This is a genomic window from Streptomyces sp. NPDC037013 (assembly GCF_055607265.1).
On sequence record NZ_JBVJRV010000003.1, the window covers coordinates 1048739 to 1065433 of the forward strand.

The window sequence follows — 16695 nt, forward strand, 5'->3', positions numbered from 1 at the left end:
CTCCGGGGGCGTCGCCCCAGCAGAATCGTTTGATGGAGCCCGTCACCCTCACCACCGAACGTCTGTGCCTGCGCGTCTTCACGCCCGAGGACACCGATGAGACCTACGCGGCCTGCCAGGACCCCGACATCCAGCGCTGGACGACCATCCCGTCGCCGTACACGCGCGTGGACGCCGAGACCTTCATCAACCGCGTCGTCCCGGACGACTGGCGCAACGACCGCGAGTACACCTTCGCCGTCCGCCCCAGGCAGGGCGGCCCGCTGCTCGCCGCCGCCAGCCTGCACCACCCGCGCTCGGGCGCCTGGGAGGTCGGCTTCTGGACGGCCAAGGAGCACCGGGGCCACGGCTACATGACGGAGGCCGTCCTCGAGCTGGCCCGGTGGGCCTTCACGGAGCTGCGCTGCACGCGCCTGGAGTGGCGCGCCGAGGTCGGCAACACCGGCTCGCGGGCGGTGGCGGAGAAGGCCGGCTTCACCATGGAGGGGGTGCACCGCGCGGGCCTGCTCAACAAGGGCACGCTCCGCGACGGCTGGGTCGGCGCCCTGCTCCCCTCGGACCTGGGCCTGCGGTCGCCCTACCCCTACCTGCCCGCCCGGACCTGACGGCCTCACCACCCGGGCCGGTTGTCAGTGCCGCCCCCTATCGTTCGGACCATGACGAGCCTGCCGAGCCCCGCCATCGACCTCTCCGCCGACGAGGCACGCCGCATCGTCCTGCGCGCCCAGGGTTTCCTGGGGGCCCCGGACCGCAGATCCGGGGTGCGGGGCGTCCTGCGCCATCTCGGCGCGGTCCAGCTCGACACGATCTCGGTCCTGGCCCGCTCCCACGAGCTCATTCCGTACGCGCGCCTCGGCGCCGTCGGCCGCGACACCGTCGAGGCGGCGTACTGGACGCAGACCCACGCCTTCGAGTACTGGTCGCACGCCGCGTGCATCCTGCCCATCGAGGAGTGGCCGCACTTCGCCTTCCGCCGCCGCGCCTACCGCGCCCGCCCGCACTGGCACCACGACCTGCCCGCCGGAGCGTATGACCAGGTCATCAAGCAGCTGCGCACCGAAGGCCCGCTGACCGCCACGGAGTTGGGCGGCGCGAAGAACAAGGGCGAGTGGTGGGACTGGTCCGAGTCGAAGATCGCCGTGGAGCGGGCGCTGATGTACGGCGAGGTGGTGTGCACGGAGCGCCGCTCCTGGAAGCGGGTGTACGACCTGGCGGAGCGCGCCGTCCCCGGCGCGCTGCTCCATGACGACCTGGACGATGCGGAGTGCCTGCGCCGCCTGGTCCGCCTGGCGGGCGAGGCGCTGGGGGTCGGCACGCGCGCGGACATCGCCGACTACCACCGCCTCAAGGGCGAGCAGTTCGACGCTGTGGTGGCGGACTCGGGCCTGGTGCCGGTGACGGTCCAGAGCTGGGCCAAGCCGGCCTGGGCCGATCCGAAGGCGCTGGAGACGACGCCCCGCGGCCGGCACCGCACGACGCTGCTGTCCCCGTTCGACTCGCTGATCTGGGAGCGGGCGCGCACGGAGCGGATCTTCGGCTTCACGCACCGGCTTGAAGCGTATGTGCCGAGGCCCAAGCGGATCCACGGGTACTTCGCGATGCCGCTGCTCTCGGGCGGCCGGCTCATCGGCCGGGTGGACCCCGCGCGCGAGGGGAGCACGCTGGTGGCCAGGCAGGTCTCGCTGGACGGCCCGAAGGCGGTCGACCCGATGGCCCGGGCCCTCCTCGAGGCTGCGTCCTGGGTCGGCTGTGACGCGGTGCGGGTGGAGCGGGTGGACCGCCCCGAGCTCGCCGCCGAGCTGGTGCGGGCCCTCACCTGATCTCGAGGATCTTCTCCCGCATCGCGTAGACGACGGCCTCCATCCTGGAGTGCAGCTGCAGCTTCTCCAGGATGTTGCGCACGTGGTTCTTCACGGTGTTCTCGGAGATGAACAGTTCCTTGGCGATGTCGCGGTTGTTCATTCCGGTGGCGACCAGCTTGAGCACTTCCAGCTCCCGGTCGGTCAGCCGGGGCGCGGGCACCAGTCTGCGCTCGTCGGTGCGCTGGATCATCGACTTGAACTCGGTGAGCAGCTTCGACGCCATGGACGGGCTGATCTGCGACTGGCCGTCGGCGACCGCCCGGATCGCCGTCGCCACCTCGTCCGTGGAGATCTCCTTGAGGAGATAGCCGGTGGCGCCCGCCTTGATCGCGTCGTAGAGGTCGGCCTCCTCGTCGCTGATCGTCAGCATGATGATCTTTGCGCTGGGTGCCACCTCCTTGATGGAGGTGCACGCCTCGATGCCGCCGCGCTTGGGCATCCGCACATCCATCAGCACGATGTCGGGCAGCAGGTCGGCGGCCTTGTCCACCGCCTCGGCGCCGTCGCCCGCCTCTCCGACGACCTGGATGTCTTCCTCGGCGGCGAGGACGATCTCCAGGCCGCGGCGGAAGAGGGCGTGGTCATCCACCACAAGGACCCTGATGGGCTCCTTGCGTGGGGCGCCCGCGTCCGTGCCGATGCCCATGCCGTCGCCGGCATGCTCGTGACGCATCGGTCCGAAGCTGTCCGCCATCGTTCCTCCCCCATGAAGGCCGCGGCCTGTTGTGCCCTCTGCTGCGCCAACCCCAGGCGCCAGCACACCGGTTGACCGGCCCGCCCATGATTTCATGCCCGGCGCCGGTGCGGTGCGTGCAGTGGGCGCACGGTGGTGCCCCTGGGGGCGCACAGGCGCTCCAGGGGCACCACCTCGGCCGTCACGGGGCGGTGATCAGCCTGCGAGAGCTCCGCCACCACCGGCCGACTCGGCCTTGGCGACCATGGGGTCGGTGTTGAGCCGGATCACGCCGTAGTCGTAGGCGTGCCGGCGGTAGACGACGCTCGGTTCCTTGGATTCGGAGTCGACGAACAAGTAGAAGTCGTGGCCGACCAGTTCCATCTCGTAGAGCGCCTGGTCGAGCGACATGGGGGCCGCGACGTGGGTCTTCTCCCGGACCACGAGCGGGCCTTCGCCCTGGATCTCGAGGGAGCCGATCTTCTTGACCGGCACGCCGTCCGGTTCTTCGTCGCGTGCGATGGAGCCGTCTCCGTTGAAGGACGCGGCGTCCGGGACCCGCTCGGCGACCTCGGCGGCGGAGAGCCTGCCGTTGCCCCGGCGGTTGTGGCGCTTCTCGTGCTCCTTGCGCAGCCGCGCGTCGAGCTTGGCCGTGGCCAGGTCGAGTGCCGCGTACGGATCGGCTGCCGAGGCCTCCGCGCGGATCACGGGTCCGCGCGAGCGGAGGGTGATCTCCACCCGGTCGGAACGGTCGGCCTGTCGCGGGTTGGTTTCCTTGGACACCTCGACGTCGAGGCTGATCACCTTGCCGTCGAGCTTCTGGATCTTGTCCAGCTTCAGCTTCTCGGCCACGTGCTTGCGGAACCGCTCGGGCACCTCGGTCTTGCGGCCCTTGACGACGATGTCCACGCAGAACTCCGTTCCCGGATCGCTCCGCTTCGGCGGCGGAGCATCTCCCTTTTGCACCAGACCCCGGTGACATCCGGGGCCTCGGACTCGGTGACTTCCACCTCCTCCTCCCCCGTGGGCAAGCTCTCCACCCCACCGGCCCGGGTGATTGCGGAAAACCCGCGCACCGGCATTCCGATATGCGAGGGACGGCGTCCGCCATTCCTCACAACCGAACATATCTCGCCCGGAGGGAAGTCGTCACCCTCTACTGCCGCGTACCTCCATTCAGGTGTATTAGCCCTCTCATCACCTGCAACGATGCAAGTTCTCAATCAGTTCCGGTTTATTTCGAAGGATTCCGGCGACGCAGCGACAACCGCCGCACCTGGCGCGTTCTCGCCGTCTCCTACCGGCCTTCGTACGGCCCCCGTTCCCCGTTCTCGTGCGGTTTCCCCTCGGGTTTCCTTTTCCGTGTGTACGGCACGTAATGCCCGGGCCGCCTCCGCCAAGGAGGCGCCGGTGGTCATGAGGTCATCCACGACCACCACCCGGCCGCCGGCCCTCAGCAGCCGCCGGCCTGCGGCAGAGACCTCCAGGGCGCCCGCCAGATTGGCCTGGCGCCGCCGGGAGTCGAGCCCCGACTGGTCGGCCACCGCGCGCCGTTGCCGCAGCACCGCGAGCACCCGCGCCGGGACACCCGCCCGTCGCAGCTCGGCGGCGGCCGCGAGCGCGATCCGTCGCGTCGGGTCGTGCCCGCGCGCCCGCACGGCGGCCCGCGCCGAAGGCACAGGAACGAGCGACAACGGCATCACGCGCCCCTGTGGTCCATCCTGTCTGCCACGTACCCACGATCCCGGCGGCCTATCACCCGGAGAGCCGGATCCGCCCCGCAGAGCCTCAGGACGGGCGCCGGAGACGGCCTCACGCACGGCCGAGGCCAGCGCCACTCCCAGGGGCCCGGCGAGACCCAGGGCGCCGCGCTCCTTGTGCGCGAGGAGAACGGCCCGCACCGCGTCCTCGTACGGCGCGGCGGCGTGGACGACGGGCAGCCCGGGCGGCTCCGGCGACGGCCGCACCCGGCGCGGCCCGGCTCCGCACAGGGCGGCCCGGCACCCGTCGCAGAGCGCCGTCCGGAGCTCCCCGCACCCTCCGCACTCGGCCGGCAGCACCAGGTCGGTGAGGTCCTGCCACCAGCCCCGCATGCCCACCACTGTGTCAAGGCAGGAGCAGCGCGGCCACCCCTGTGGATAACTCCGGAGAATTCCCGAGAACTCTCTGTGGACAACTCTCCGACGACAGTCGACGACCGACAGCCAACTGCCGCCCGCAGGAGGGAACTAGCCCCTCACCCCGGATAAACCGGAGCCATCCCCACCTTCACCACGGTCTGCCACTGCGACCCCGTCGGCAGCCGGACGATCCCGTCGTCCGAGTGCGCCAGCAGCGGCTGCCGCTCGTCGTCGGACGCCGCGATCTCCTCGACGCCCGTCAGGCCCGGCAGCGCGGTGCCCGGCAGCACCGAGCCGTCGCACTGCACGTACCGGATCTGCTGCACCCCGCCGGTCTCACGGCCGACCACCACGAGACGGCTTCCGCCCGCCCACGACATGGCCGTGACCTCCTCCATCTGCGGGGCCGCGGGCGTGGGGTCGAGGACCGAGATCTCCGGCCGCTCGCCCTTTCCGCCGCTGCGCTCGGCCCGGCCGATCCACAGAGAGGTCTTGTCGTCCTTCTCCACCAGCAGGGCGATCCGCACGCCGTCGCCCGACACCCGCACCTGCCGGACGCGTCCGTCCACGGCGGGCAGCTCGACCTCGACCGGTTCGCCCGTGCCCCGTTCGAGCCAGAACAGCCGGGGCCGCTTCGGGTCGCGGTCGGCCACCCAGAGGTTGCCCCTGCCGTCCCAACTGGGCGTGGAGAGGCGGTCCTCCTCCGACTTGGCCTTGCTGCGCAGGTGCGCCTTGCCCAGTGCGTCGTCCGAGAGCAGCGAGCCCGTGTACAGCGACTTGCCGTCGAGCGACACCCCGGCCGCGTACTGCTCGTCGCGCGAGACCGCCGCCGAGCGCAGCGGCTGGTCGCCGGTGCCGAGGGCGCCCGTCACCGGTTCCGGCTCCACGGTGCTGCCCGCGTTGGCCGACATGCGTACGAGCCGGTGCTTCTCGTCGATGAAGTACTGGAAGTCGGGGCGGTCCGCGCTGCGGTGCGCCGCGACGGTCTCGGCCCTCTCCTGGCTCAGCACGCAGAGCATCGACCCGTTGGAACGCTGCAACGTCACCTGCTCGACCCCCGACGGCGTCAAGTCCTGCAAGGTGAAGAGCAGTTGCGCCGCCATCTCCTTGCACTTGGTCTGCCCGGCGTCGTCGGAGCGGCTGTTGAGCTGCACCGTCAGCCTGTTCTGGTCGTCCAGTGTCAGGGGTTTCTCGGGGTCCTTGAGCGCCGTACCGCTGGGGAAGCTCGAATTCACCACGAGGCGCAGCCAGTTGGTGGGACCTCCCAGCAGCGTCTTGACCGTCTGCGTCAGCGGTTCGATGCGCTGGCGGATGTAGACGGGGTCGGCGACGAGTCCGGTGCGGCCGCTCACGCCCGCCCCGGCGGGCCCGGCGAAGTAGTACTTGTTGACGGGCCGGTAGATCCGCTGGAAGTCCGACTCGCCGAGGACCACGCCGGTCGGCGGCTTGTCGATGCGCCATTCGTCGCCGCCCGGGCCGCCGTCCTGGCTGAGGTGCACGGACTGGCTGTAGGGCGCGTCGTCGGGACGGTACGCGTGCTGCGCGTCCACCCGCGCGATCTGGCGCCCTGTCAGGGTGTAACGGCGGCTGCCCTCGTCGTCGTTGCCCGCGTTCCCCGCGTCCGTGTTCGGGCCGTCGGCGAGGACGGTCGTGGACTCCTCCGGATGCCAGCTCTTCGACGCCTTCTTGGTCAGATACTTGCGCGCCATCGCGAACTGCGGATCATCGCTGGTCAGCGCCTCGAGAAAACCCTGCACGATCTCCACGGGCCGGGCGCCCTCGCGCGGCGGCAGCGCGTAGACACGGACCTGGGACTGCGAGTCAGGGCGCTGCGAGGCGTCGACGGACTTCAGGTTGCCGCTGTCCGGCATCGAGGCGCATCCGGCGAGGAGCGCCCCGCAGCCACCCAGGAGCAGGGCGGTGCGCAGTGGGCGCCCGCGGCCGGTCCGGCGGCTGCGTCCGGCTCGGTCAGCGACCACGGGTGCTCTCCTCTTCCCTGTCCGTCCCCACCCCGGGCCCCGACGCCCTGGGACGCGTGTCCGCATCCGTACGAAGGTCGGCGTCCGTCTGCCCACGGGCCTCGCCCGTGTCCGTACGCGTACGAGATTCCTCGCCCGTGCCCGTACGGGATTCCCCGCTCGCCCGCGTACGAGAACCGGAAGCGGACCCACCGTCCGCATCCCGCGAACCGCCGGTCACATCCGGCGCCTCGTCGCCTCGTCCCCCGTCGCCCGGCGGCTCGTCGTCCAGGGGGCGGCGCGGCACGACCCGCGAGCCGTTGCCGGGCAGGGCCGTGAGATCGACCGGGCCGGCCTGCAGGAGCCTCGGCGGTATGGGTCCCTTCGCGGGCACCGGCGGAGTCACGCGCTCCGCGGGGGCCGCCTGCGCGGGCACGGTGGCCAGCTTGTTCCCGCCGCCGAGGGGCAGGCCCGCGTCGTTCAGACCGCGGTGACGGCGTGAGTCGTCGGGCTCCAGGGGGATCGGCGAACCCCGCAGCGGCTCGTCCGCCGTCCTCGGCAACGTGAGCCGGAACTGCGAACCCCCGCCCGGCTCGCCCCAGGCCTGCAGCCAGCCGCCGTGCAGCCGCGCGTCCTCCAGGGCGATGGAGAGCCCGAGCCCCGTACCACCGGTGGTACGCGCGCGTGCCGGGTCGGCCCGCCAGAAACGGCTGAAGACCCGGGTCGCCTCGCCGGGCTTGAGGCCCACTCCGTAGTCCCGTACCGCGACGGCGACCGCGCCACCGGCGGCGGCGAGCCGCACCACGACGTCCTTGCCCTCGCCGTGCTCCACGGCGTTGACCACGAGGTTGCGCAGCACCCGCTCCACGCGGCGCGCGTCGGCCTCGGCGACCACGGGCTGCTGGTCCCCGACGACGCGTATGTGCGTGCCCTTGCGCTCGGCGAGCATCTCCGCACCGCCGACCACCCTGCGCACGACCTCACGGAGGTCTATCGGCTCGGCCTCTAGCGCGGCCGCCCCCGCGTCGAACCTGCTGATCTCCAGCAGATCGGCGAGCAGCGACTCGAAGCGGTCCAGCTGGTCGGCGAGCAGCTCGGCCGACCGCGCGGTCACCGGATCGAAGTCGACCCGCGCCTCATGGATGACATCGGCGGCCATCCGTACCGTCGTCAGCGGCGTACGCAGCTCGTGCGAGACGTCGGAGACGAACCGCCGCTGCATCCGGGAGAGCTCCTCCAGCTGCTGGATCTTCAGCTGGAGGTTCTGCGCCATCTTGTTGAAGGCCTCACCGAGGCGTGCGATGTCGTCCTCGCCGGTGACCTTCATGCGTTCCTGGAGGCGCCCGGCGGAGAGCCGCTCGGCGATCCCCGCGGCCATCCGCACGGGTGTGACCACCTGGCGCACCACGAGCCAGGCGATGGCGCCCAGAAGGACCACGACGAAGAGTCCGGCGGTGGCGAGGGTGGTCCTGACGAGGTTGAGCGACTCCTCCTCCTGCGTCAGCGGGAAGAGGTAGTACAGCTGGTACGGGTCGCCGTTGAGGTCGTTGAGACGCTTGCCGATCACCAGACCGGACTGCGGTTCGCGGTCGTCGTCGAAGACGATGCGCGTATTGGCCTGGTAGACGCCCGTGCCGGTGTCGACCTGGCGGCGCAGCTCCTCGGGGACGCTGAGGATCGGCTCGACGCCGCCCGAGGCCCGCGATCCCCGTACGCTCCCTGCATCACCGGCGGAGGTGGGGCTCAGCGTCACCACGGCGAAGGCGTTCTGGCCGCCGCTGGAGAGCTGCTCGACGAGGTCGGACATCCACACCGCGGCGTTGCGCCCGTCCGCGGTGCTGCCGTCCTGGCCCTGCCCCTGGCCGGCGCTCTGCCGCGCCGCGTTGACACTGTCCTGCGCGGCCCGGAAGCCGCCGTCGGCCTGGCTCTGCGAGGCCTTCACCTTGGCCTTGAGCAGGCCGTTGTTGACCGAGCTCATGACGGCGAAGCCGAGCATGAGGACCACGCCGAGCGACATCAGCAGCGTGGTGGCGACGACCTTCAGCTGGATGTTGCGCCGCCACAGCCGCACCGCGGGCAGCAGTGGGCGGCGCACCCAGCGCACGAAGAGGCGCAGCACGGGGCTGCCCTGGACGCCGCCCTGGAGCAGCAGCTTGCCGTCGACGAGCCGCCCGAACCAGGACGCGCGCCGCGCCGGTCCAGTCCGCCCCGCGCGAGGCCCCGGAGCTCCGGGCGCCGAGGAGGAACTGTCCCGGGACACGTCAGCTCGGTCCGGCCTTGTAACCGACGCCACGCACGGTCACCACGATCTCCGGCCGCTCGGGGTCGCGCTCGACCTTGGAGCGCAGCCGCTGGACGTGCACGTTCACCAGACGGGTGTCCGCCGCGTGCCGGTAGCCCCAGACCTGCTCCAGGAGCACCTCACGCGTGAACACCTGCCACGGCTTGCGCGCCAGCGCGACCAGCAGGTCGAACTCCAGCGGCGTCAGCGCGATGGACTGCCCGTCCCGCTTGACGGAGTGGCCGGCCACGTCGATGACCAGGTCACCGATGGCCAGCTGCTCCGGCGCGGGCTCCTCCGACCTCCGCAGCCGCGCCCGGATCCGGGCCACGAGCTCCTTCGGCTTGAACGGCTTGACGATGTAGTCATCCGCCCCCGACTCCAGACCGACCACCACATCCACGGTGTCGCTCTTGGCCGTGAGCATGACGATCGGCACTCCGGACTCCGCCCTGATCAGACGGCACACCTCGATCCCGTCCCGCCCCGGCAACATCAGATCGAGCAGCACAAGATCAGGCTTGGCCTCCCGGAAAGCGGCCAGCGCCTTGTCGCCATCAGCCACGAACGACGGCTCAAAACCTTCACCACGCAGCACAATCCCGAGCATCTCGGCCAGTGCGGTGTCGTCGTCGACGACAAGGACTCGTCCCTTCATGCCTGACATCATCCCATTAGCTAATCGTTACCTGGCGTGACCTGGCACACAGCTCGACAAGGCCCTCTGCTGTCACAGGTGACAGAACGCCCTCTTCCGTGACGATCGCCGTCACCAACTCCGGTGGCGTCACGTCGAACGCGGGGTTGTACGCCTGGGTCCCCAGGGGTGCCACCGGAATACCGCCTCCCGCTTCCATCCCGATCACCGGCACCCGTGGCGCCGTGACCTCCGTCACTTCATGACCGCTCCGCTGCTCGACCTCGATGGCCGCCCCGTCCGGCGTCTTCGGGTCCACGGTCGTCAGCGGGGCCACCACGATGAAGGGCACGTGGTGATACCTCGCCAGCACGGCGAGCGGATAGCTCCCCACCTTGTTCGCCACCGAACCGTCGGCGGCTATGCGGTCGGCGCCGATCAGCACGGCATCCACCTCGCCCGCCGCGAACAGCGAACCCGCCGCGTTGTCCGTGAGCAAGGTGTACGCCATTCCGTTGCGCGCCGCCTCATATGCCGTGAGCCTCGCACCTTGCAGCAACGGCCGCGTCTCGTCCACCCACAGCCTGCGCAGGCTGCCCTCCCGGTGCGCCTTGAGCGCGACGGCGAACGCGGTGCCCTCCCCTCCGGAGACCAGTGCCCCAGTGTTGCAGTGCGTCAGGATCCGGTGGCCACCGCCGGGCAGCAGCTCGTCGAGCAACGCCAGGCCGTGGGCCGCCATCCGGCGGCTGGCCTCGGCGTCCTCGGCGTGCAGCGCCCGCGCCTCGGCGAGTGCCGCGGCGGCTGCCTGCCGGCGGTCGGCACCGCCCGCGGCCGCGGCACGGTACGCGGCCTGCGCCCGGCGCGCGCCGTAGGCGAGGTTGACCGCGGTGGGCCGCGCCCCCGCGAGCGAGTCCGCCGCCTCGTCCACGTCGAAGCCGCGGGTGGCGGCGAGGGCGACCCCGTACGCCCCCGTGATGCCCAGCAGCGGTGCCCCTCGCACCGCGAGCGTCCGTATCGCCTCCACCAGGGCCGGTGCGTCGGTGCACACCAGCTCGATCTCCTCGCCGGGCAGCCTGGTCTGGTCGAGCAGGACCACCACAGGTCCCTCGGGCGGGTCGTCCCAACGGATCGCGGGAACCGTGGGAGGCCCGGTCGGCCGGATGTCCTCGCTGGATTGCGCGTACTGATCAGCCATCCGCCCAGTCTGCCCCGTACCCGGCGGACAATTGAAGGTGTACAGCGGCTACGGCGCCCGGTCACCTTGCGGGTCCCCCATGGCACGATGGCTGGCAACCTGCCGCCGCACCCGCGGACGGGCACCTTGAAGGAGCGACGATGAACGACACTCCGGGCTGGGCCTCGCCCGGATCTGCCCCCTCCGACGGACAGGACTCCGGCACCCCGGACGCCGGAGGGCCCGCGGACGCCGAAGAGCGCGCGGGCGCCGGCGCGCAGGACAGCCGGCCGAAGTGGTCCAAGGAGCAGCCGCCGCCCGCCCCCTGGTCCCCGCCCGGCACCCCCGGCCCGGGCCAGACCCCGCCTCCGCCGCCCCCGCCGCCCGGCCAGGGCGGCGGCTGGGGCTGGCAGGGCAGGCCACCCGGCGGCCCGGGTGGTCCCGGCGGTCCTGGAGGCCCCGGCGGCTACCCCGGCTGGGGAGCCTGGCAGGGCCCCCCGCCCGCCGCCAAGCCCGGCGTCATCCCGCTCCGCCCGCTCGGCGTCGGCGAGATCCTCGACGGCGCGGTGTCGACCATGCGCGCCCACTGGCGCACGGTCCTCGGCATCTCCCTGACCGTCGCCGTGGTCACGGAGATCATCGTCGTACTCCTCCAGGGGCTCGTCCTGAACGAGTCCGTCGACACCGAGGCCCTCGACGACCCGAGCGCGACCGTCGGCGAACTGACCCGCGCCATGGGCGACACGATGCTGAACTCCGGCGTGGTCCTCGGGATCACCCTGCTCGGCACCATCGTCGCGACGGCCCTCCTGACGATGGTCACCAGCCGCGCCGTGCTCGGTAAGCCGGTGACCACCGCGGAGGCCTGGCGGGACTCCCGCCCCCGGCTGGCCAAGCTGGCCGGTCTGACGCTGCTCATCCCGCTCATCGGCGCGGCGATCGTCTTCGTCGGCATCCTGCCCGGCCTGCTGATCGCGCTGGCGGGCCCCTCCGACGCCGGCGCCGCCCTCGCCGTACTGGGTGGTCTCGCCGCGGGCGTCGCCGCCCTCTGGCTCGTCGTCCGCCTCTCGCTGGCCTCGCCCGCCCTCATGCTGGAGAAGCAGGGCGTCAAGAAGTCCCTGGCCCGCTCCGCCAAGCTGGTCCGCGGCTCCTGGTGGCGGGTCTTCGGCATCCAGCTGCTCGCCGCGATCATCGCCAACGTGGTGGCGTCGATCATCGTCATCCCCTTCACCTTCATCGCCGGGGCGATCAGCGGCGAGGGAGTCACGGGCTTCCTGGACAGCACCGGGGAACTGGGCTGGACCTTCCTGATCGTCAGCGGCGTCGGCTCGGTCATCGGCTCGATGCTGACGTTCCCGATCACGGCCGGGGTCACCGTGCTCCTCTACATCGACCAGCGCATCCGCCGCGAGGCCCTCGACCTCGAACTCTCCCGCGCCGCGGGCGTCCCCGGCCACGCCCCCACCCCGCCCGGCACCCCGGGGAGCTGATGCGGTGACCGCGGTGGGGGCAGTACTGCGAGCATCGGGAGCGGCGCTCGGAGAGCGGGGGGACGTACTCAGAGCGGGACTCGGCGCGGCAAGGGCGGCCCTCCGTGAACCGGCCGACGCCCTCGGCCGGTTCACGGCGGCCCCGCTCCTGGCGCGCATCGGCGACGACCCGCCGGTGACCATCCCGCGCGACCCGGCGCGGGAGGCCGCCGAGCGCGAACTGTCCGACCCGATGTACCACGAGAACGACCCCGGCCTCTTCCAGCGCGCCCTGAACCGCTTCTGGGGCTGGGTCGACGACCTCTTCTCCGCCGCGTCCGGGGTCGCCCCGGGCGGCGGACTCGGGCTGCTCGTCATCGTCCTCGCGGTCGTACTCCTGGCCGTCGCCCTGTGGTGGCGCCTCGGCACCCCGCGCCGCGCCCCCTCCTCCGCCCCCGCGCTCTTCGACGACCGCCCCCGCAGCGCCGCCGAACACCGCGCCGCCGCCGAGGCACACGCCGACCGGGCCCAGTGGAACCAGGCCGTGCAGGAACGCATGCGCGCCGTCGTCCGCGCCCTGGAGGAACGCGCGCTCCTCGACCCCCGCCCGGGCCGCACCGCCGACGAAGCAGCGGCGGAGGCGGGCCGCACCCTGCCCTCCCACACCGACCGCCTCCGCGCCGCCGCCCGCTCCTTCGACGACGTCACATACGGCGGCCGCACCGCCGACGAGACGGCATACCTGCGCCTGGCCGAACTCGACCACGAACTGGAACACACCAGGCCGGCCCTGGCCACCACCGCCCGCACCGCACCGGCCCCCACCACACCGGGCAACGGCCCCCGAGGGGCAGCCGAATGACCGGCCCCGCCCCCACCCAGCCCTCCGCGTCGCCCACCACGGAACGGACCGTGGCGCCACCGCCACCGCCCCCACCCGCGTCGACGTCGATCACCCCCACCCCCCGGCAGATCTGGACCCGCTCCCGAGGCATCGTCCTCGCCGTGGTCGTCCTCCTCGTCGCGGCCGCCGCCATCGCAGTGGTCCGCTCCGGCGCCCAGCACGGCCGCCTGGACCCGCGCTCCGCCGACACCCACGGCAGCCGGGCCGTCGCCGAACTCCTCGCCGACCGCGGCGTATCCACCCGCGTGGTCACCACCCTCGACGCGGCCCGGTCCGCGACCGGACCCGACACCACGCTCCTCGTCGCCGACCCCGACCTGCTCACCGCCGGCCGGCGCACCCGGCTCCACGCGGCCATCGAGAACTCCGGCGGCCGCACGCTCCTCGTCGCCCCGAGCGGCACCTCGGTCAAGGACCTCGCCCCCGGCGTCACCGCCTCCGCCACGACCAGCGACGACTCCACGCTCTCCGCCGGCTGCTCGCTCCCCGCGGCCCGCCGCGCCGGCCCCGCCGACATGGGCGGCATCCGTTACGACACCCTCGCCCCCGACGCCGAGGCCTGCTACCTCAGCGACGGACTCCCCGGTCTCCTGCATCTCCCCGCCCCCCGCGGAAACGGCGACACCGTCGTCATCGGCGCCCCCGACATCCTGTACAACGACCATCTCGACGAGCAGGGCAACGCCTCACTCGCCCTCCAACTCCTCGGCACCCGCCCCCACCTGGTCTGGTATCTCCCGTCCCCCTCCGACGACCCGGCCACCCCCGACTCCGAACGCCGCGGCTTCTTCGACCTCATCCCCTCCGGCTGGCGTTGGGGCACCCTGCAACTCACCATCGCCGCCGTACTCGCCGCCCTGTGGCGCGCCCGCCGCCTCGGCCCTCTCGTCGCGGAACGCCTCCCCGTAGCCATCCGCGCCTCCGAAGCCGTGGAAGGCCGCGCCCGCCTCTACCGCAAGGCCAACGCCCGCGACCGCGCCGCCGCGGCCCTGCGCACCGCCACCCGCACCCGTCTCGCCCCTCTCGCCGGTGTCTCCCCCTCCCAGGCGCACACGCCCGAGACCCTGCTCCCCGCCCTCACCTCCCGCCTCCGCACATCCGGCCACGACCCGCACGCCCTCCTCTTCGGCCCGCCCCCGGCCGACGACGCGGCACTGATCGCCCTCGCCGACCAACTCGACGCCCTCGAAAGAGAGGTACGCCACTCATGATGGACCCGACCACTGGCAACGGGCCCACCGGAGATCCCCGCGACGCCCGCACCTCCCTCGAAGCGCTGCGCGCCGAGATCTCGAAGGCCGTGGTCGGCCAGGACTCCGCCGTCACCGGCCTCGTCGTCGCCCTCCTCTGCCGCGGTCACGTCCTACTAGAAGGAGTCCCTGGGGTCGCCAAAACGTTGCTCGTCCGCGCACTTTCCGCGAGCCTCGAACTCGACACCAAGCGCGTCCAGTTCACCCCGGACCTGATGCCGAGCGACGTCACGGGCTCCCTCGTCTACGACGCCCGCACCACCGAGTTCTCCTTCCAGCCGGGCCCGGTCTTCACCAACCTCCTGCTGGCCGACGAAATCAACCGCACTCCGCCCAAGACCCAGTCCTCCCTGCTCGAAGCCATGGAGGAACGCCAGGTCACGGTCGACGGCACACCTCGCCCGCTCCCCGACCCGTTCCTCGTCGCCGCCACCCAGAACCCGGTCGAGTACGAGGGGACGTACCCCCTCCCCGAAGCCCAACTCGACCGCTTCCTCCTCAAACTGACGGTCCCTCTCCCCTCGCGCCAGGACGAGATCGACGTCCTCACCCGCCACGCCGAGGGCTTCAACCCACGCGACCTGCACGCCGCCGGCGTACGCCCCGTGGCGGGCCCCGCGGACCTCGAAGCGGCCCGCGCCGCGGTCGCCAAGACCACGGTCTCCCCCGAGATCACCGCGTACGTCGTGGACCTGTGCCGCGCCACCCGCGAGTCGCCGTCCCTCACCCTCGGCGTCTCCCCCCGGGGCGCCACGGCCCTGCTCTCCACGGCCCGCGCCTGGGCATGGCTCACCGGACGCGACTACGTCATCCCCGACGACGTCAAAGCCCTCGCCCTGCCCACCCTCCGCCACCGGATCCAGCTCCGCCCGGAGGCCGAGATGGAGGGCGTCACCGCCGACTCGGTGATCAACGCGATCCTCGCCCACGTCCCGGTCCCCCGCTGATGGCCCTCACCGGACGCACCGCGCTCCTGGCGGCCCTGGGCACATTCCCCGTGGGCCTGTGGGACCCCAGCTGGACCGGCGTCCTCGCCGTGAACACCCCGCTGGCCCTGGCATGCGCCTGCGACTTCGCCCTGGCCGCGCCTGTACGCCGTCTCGGCCTGACCCGCTCCGGCGACGCGTCCGTACGCCTCGGCGAAGCCGCCGAGATCGATCTGACCGTCACCAACCCCTCCGGCCGCCCCCTCCGCGCAGAACTGCGTGACGCCTGGCCGCCCAGCACCCGCCCCGGCACCGAGGCCACCGAGACCCGCCACCGCCTGACCGTCCCGTCCGGCGAACGCCGCCGCCTCACGACACAGCTGCGGCCCACCCGCCGGGGCGACCACCAGGCGGACCGCGTGACGATCCGCTCGTACGGTCCGCTGGGCCTCTTCACCCGCCAGGGCAGCCACAAGATCCCCTGGACCCTGCGCGTCCTGCCGCCTTTCGCCAGCAGGAAGCACCTCCCCGCCAAACTCGCCCGGCTCCGCGAACTCGACGGCCGCACCAGCCTCCTCACCCGAGGTCAGGGCACCGAATTCGACAGCCTCCGCGACTACGTGCCCGGGGACGACACCCGCTCCATCGACTGGCGCGCCACCGCCCGCCAGTCCAGCGTCGCGGTCCGCACCTGGCGCCCGGAACGCGACCGCCACATCCTTCTGGTCCTCGACACCGGCCGCACCTCGGCGGGCCGCGTCGGCGACGCCCCGCGCCTGGACGCCTCCATGGACGCGGCGCTGCTCCTCGCCGCCCTCGCCTCCCGCGCCGGCGACCGCGTGGACCTGCTCGCCTACGACCGCCGGGTACGCGCCCTGGTCCAGGGCCGCTCGGCGGGCAACGTCCTCCCCTCCCTGGTCGACGCCCTCGCCACACTCGAACCCGAACTCATCGAGACAGACGCCCGGGGCCTGACCTCCACGGCCCTGCGCACCGCACCGCGCAGCTCACTGATCGTGCTCCTGACAAGTCTCGACACGGCCGCCGTCGAGGAGGGCCTGCTCCCGGTACTCCCCCGCCTCACCAAGCGCCACAAGGTCGTACTGGCATCGGTGACCGACCCGCACATCCAGCAGATGGCATCCGCACGCGGCACGACGGAGGCGGTGTACGACGCCGCAGCCGCGGCGCAGGCCGCGTCGGAACGCCACCGCACGGCAGAGAAACTGACCCGCCGCGGCGTCACGGTCGTGGACGCCACCCCGAACGACCTCGCCCCGGCCCTGGCCGACGCATACCTTTCCCTGAAGGCGGCCGGCCGCCTCTGACGGAAACCCTGGAACTGACGAAAGCCCTGGAACGCAGAAAACCCCCGCACCGAAAGGTGCGGGGGTTTTCTCCAAAAGGAGTTCGGCGGCGTCCTACTCTCCCACAGGGTCCC

General features: G+C 72.2%; 14 protein-coding genes. 7 read left to right on the plus strand and 7 right to left on the minus strand.

Annotated elements, in window-relative coordinates; all coding sequences use genetic code 11:
* Window positions 1-32: 32 nt before the first annotated feature.
* Both ACZ7DY_RS14435 and ACZ7DY_RS14440 read left to right on the plus strand, forming a co-directional pair.
* A complete protein-coding gene (locus ACZ7DY_RS14435) occupies window positions 33-605 on the plus strand; it encodes a GNAT family N-acetyltransferase (RefSeq protein ID WP_471134421.1) in 573 nt (190 codons plus the stop codon).
* Between the two features lie 51 nt (window positions 606-656).
* Window positions 657-1820, plus strand: a complete 1164-nt coding sequence (locus ACZ7DY_RS14440; RefSeq protein WP_471134424.1) for a winged helix-turn-helix domain-containing protein — start codon at window positions 657-659, stop codon at window positions 1818-1820.
* On the opposite strand, the gene ACZ7DY_RS14445 is transcribed toward ACZ7DY_RS14440, so the two are convergent.
* The 7 genes from ACZ7DY_RS14445 to mtnA form a co-directional block, all read right to left on the minus strand.
* Window positions 1813-2556, minus strand: a complete 744-nt coding sequence (locus ACZ7DY_RS14445) for a response regulator (protein ID WP_471134426.1) — start codon at window positions 2554-2556, stop codon at window positions 1813-1815. The two genes, ACZ7DY_RS14440 and ACZ7DY_RS14445, sit on opposite strands and share 8 nt — an antisense overlap.
* A 195-nt stretch (window positions 2557-2751) precedes the next feature.
* The gene (gene hpf / locus ACZ7DY_RS14450; RefSeq protein WP_471134429.1) at window positions 2752-3444 is read right to left on the minus strand and encodes a ribosome hibernation-promoting factor, HPF/YfiA family; all 693 of its coding nucleotides are present in this window, start codon (window positions 3442-3444) and stop codon (window positions 2752-2754) included.
* Window positions 3445-3758: 314 nt separating this feature from the next.
* The gene (locus ACZ7DY_RS14455; RefSeq protein WP_471134431.1) at window positions 3759-4628 is read right to left on the minus strand and encodes a ComF family protein; all 870 of its coding nucleotides are present in this window, start codon (window positions 4626-4628) and stop codon (window positions 3759-3761) included.
* Between the two features lie 143 nt (window positions 4629-4771).
* Window positions 4772-6634: an LpqB family beta-propeller domain-containing protein gene (locus tag ACZ7DY_RS14460; RefSeq protein ID WP_471134434.1), complete on the minus strand. Its 1863-nt coding sequence runs from the start codon at window positions 6632-6634 to the stop codon at window positions 4772-4774.
* Window positions 6624-8873: an MtrAB system histidine kinase MtrB gene (mtrB, locus tag ACZ7DY_RS14465; protein WP_471134436.1), complete on the minus strand. Its 2250-nt coding sequence runs from the start codon at window positions 8871-8873 to the stop codon at window positions 6624-6626. The genes ACZ7DY_RS14460 and mtrB overlap by 11 nt, the downstream gene beginning before the upstream one ends.
* 1 nt (window position 8874) lies before the next feature.
* Window positions 8875-9564, minus strand: a complete 690-nt coding sequence (gene mtrA, locus ACZ7DY_RS14470) for a two-component system response regulator MtrA (protein WP_189176211.1) — start codon at window positions 9562-9564, stop codon at window positions 8875-8877.
* 4 nt (window positions 9565-9568) lie between these two features.
* Entirely contained in the window at window positions 9569-10726 is a 1158-nt protein-coding gene (gene mtnA / locus ACZ7DY_RS14475) for an S-methyl-5-thioribose-1-phosphate isomerase (RefSeq protein ID WP_471134439.1), read from the minus strand.
* A gap of 140 nt (window positions 10727-10866) precedes the next feature.
* Here mtnA and ACZ7DY_RS14480 point away from each other — a divergent pair, with 140 nt between their 5' ends.
* The 5 genes from ACZ7DY_RS14480 to ACZ7DY_RS14500 are packed head-to-tail and all read left to right on the plus strand — an operon-like array spanning window position 10867 to window position 16582.
* Window positions 10867-12195: a DUF7847 domain-containing protein gene (locus ACZ7DY_RS14480; RefSeq protein ID WP_471134441.1), complete on the plus strand. Its 1329-nt coding sequence runs from the start codon at window positions 10867-10869 to the stop codon at window positions 12193-12195.
* A 4-nt stretch (window positions 12196-12199) separates the two neighbouring features.
* Window positions 12200-13036, plus strand: coding sequence for a DUF4129 domain-containing protein (locus tag ACZ7DY_RS14485; protein ID WP_471134443.1), 837 nt, complete (start codon window positions 12200-12202; stop codon window positions 13034-13036).
* Window positions 13033-14289 (plus strand): DUF4350 domain-containing protein, encoded by a 1257-nt coding sequence (locus ACZ7DY_RS14490; protein WP_471134445.1) that lies wholly within the window; start codon window positions 13033-13035, stop codon window positions 14287-14289. The genes ACZ7DY_RS14485 and ACZ7DY_RS14490 overlap by 4 nt, the downstream gene beginning before the upstream one ends.
* The gene (locus ACZ7DY_RS14495) at window positions 14289-15275 is read left to right on the plus strand and encodes an AAA family ATPase (protein WP_471134448.1); all 987 of its coding nucleotides are present in this window, start codon (window positions 14289-14291) and stop codon (window positions 15273-15275) included. Before ACZ7DY_RS14490 ends, ACZ7DY_RS14495 begins: the two co-directional genes overlap by 1 nt.
* Window positions 15275-16582: a DUF58 domain-containing protein gene (locus tag ACZ7DY_RS14500; protein ID WP_471134451.1), complete on the plus strand. Its 1308-nt coding sequence runs from the start codon at window positions 15275-15277 to the stop codon at window positions 16580-16582. Before ACZ7DY_RS14495 ends, ACZ7DY_RS14500 begins: the two co-directional genes overlap by 1 nt.
* The last annotated feature ends 113 nt before the right edge of the window (window positions 16583-16695 follow it).

Bases quoted from the DNA above. Each gene is read 5' to 3' on its own strand.
- ACZ7DY_RS14500 (WP_471134451.1), top strand. From the start codon at position 15,275: ATGGCCCTCACCGGACGCACCGCGCTCCTGGCGGCCCTGGGCACATTC.
- ACZ7DY_RS14455 (WP_471134431.1), bottom strand. From the start codon at position 4,628: ATGCGGGGCTGGTGGCAGGACCTCACCGACCTGGTGCTGCCGGCCGAG.
- ACZ7DY_RS14480 (WP_471134441.1), top strand. From the start codon at position 10,867: ATGAACGACACTCCGGGCTGGGCCTCGCCCGGATCTGCCCCCTCCGAC.
- mtnA (WP_471134439.1), bottom strand. From the start codon at position 10,726: ATGGCTGATCAGTACGCGCAATCCAGCGAGGACATCCGGCCGACCGGG.
- ACZ7DY_RS14445 (WP_471134426.1), bottom strand. From the start codon at position 2,556: ATGGCGGACAGCTTCGGACCGATGCGTCACGAGCATGCCGGCGACGGC.
- mtrA (WP_189176211.1), bottom strand. From the start codon at position 9,564: ATGATGTCAGGCATGAAGGGACGAGTCCTTGTCGTCGACGACGACACC.
- ACZ7DY_RS14490 (WP_471134445.1), top strand. From the start codon at position 13,033: ATGACCGGCCCCGCCCCCACCCAGCCCTCCGCGTCGCCCACCACGGAA.
- ACZ7DY_RS14435 (WP_471134421.1), top strand. From the start codon at position 33: ATGGAGCCCGTCACCCTCACCACCGAACGTCTGTGCCTGCGCGTCTTC.
- ACZ7DY_RS14440 (WP_471134424.1), top strand. From the start codon at position 657: ATGACGAGCCTGCCGAGCCCCGCCATCGACCTCTCCGCCGACGAGGCA.
- ACZ7DY_RS14495 (WP_471134448.1), top strand. From the start codon at position 14,289: ATGGACCCGACCACTGGCAACGGGCCCACCGGAGATCCCCGCGACGCC.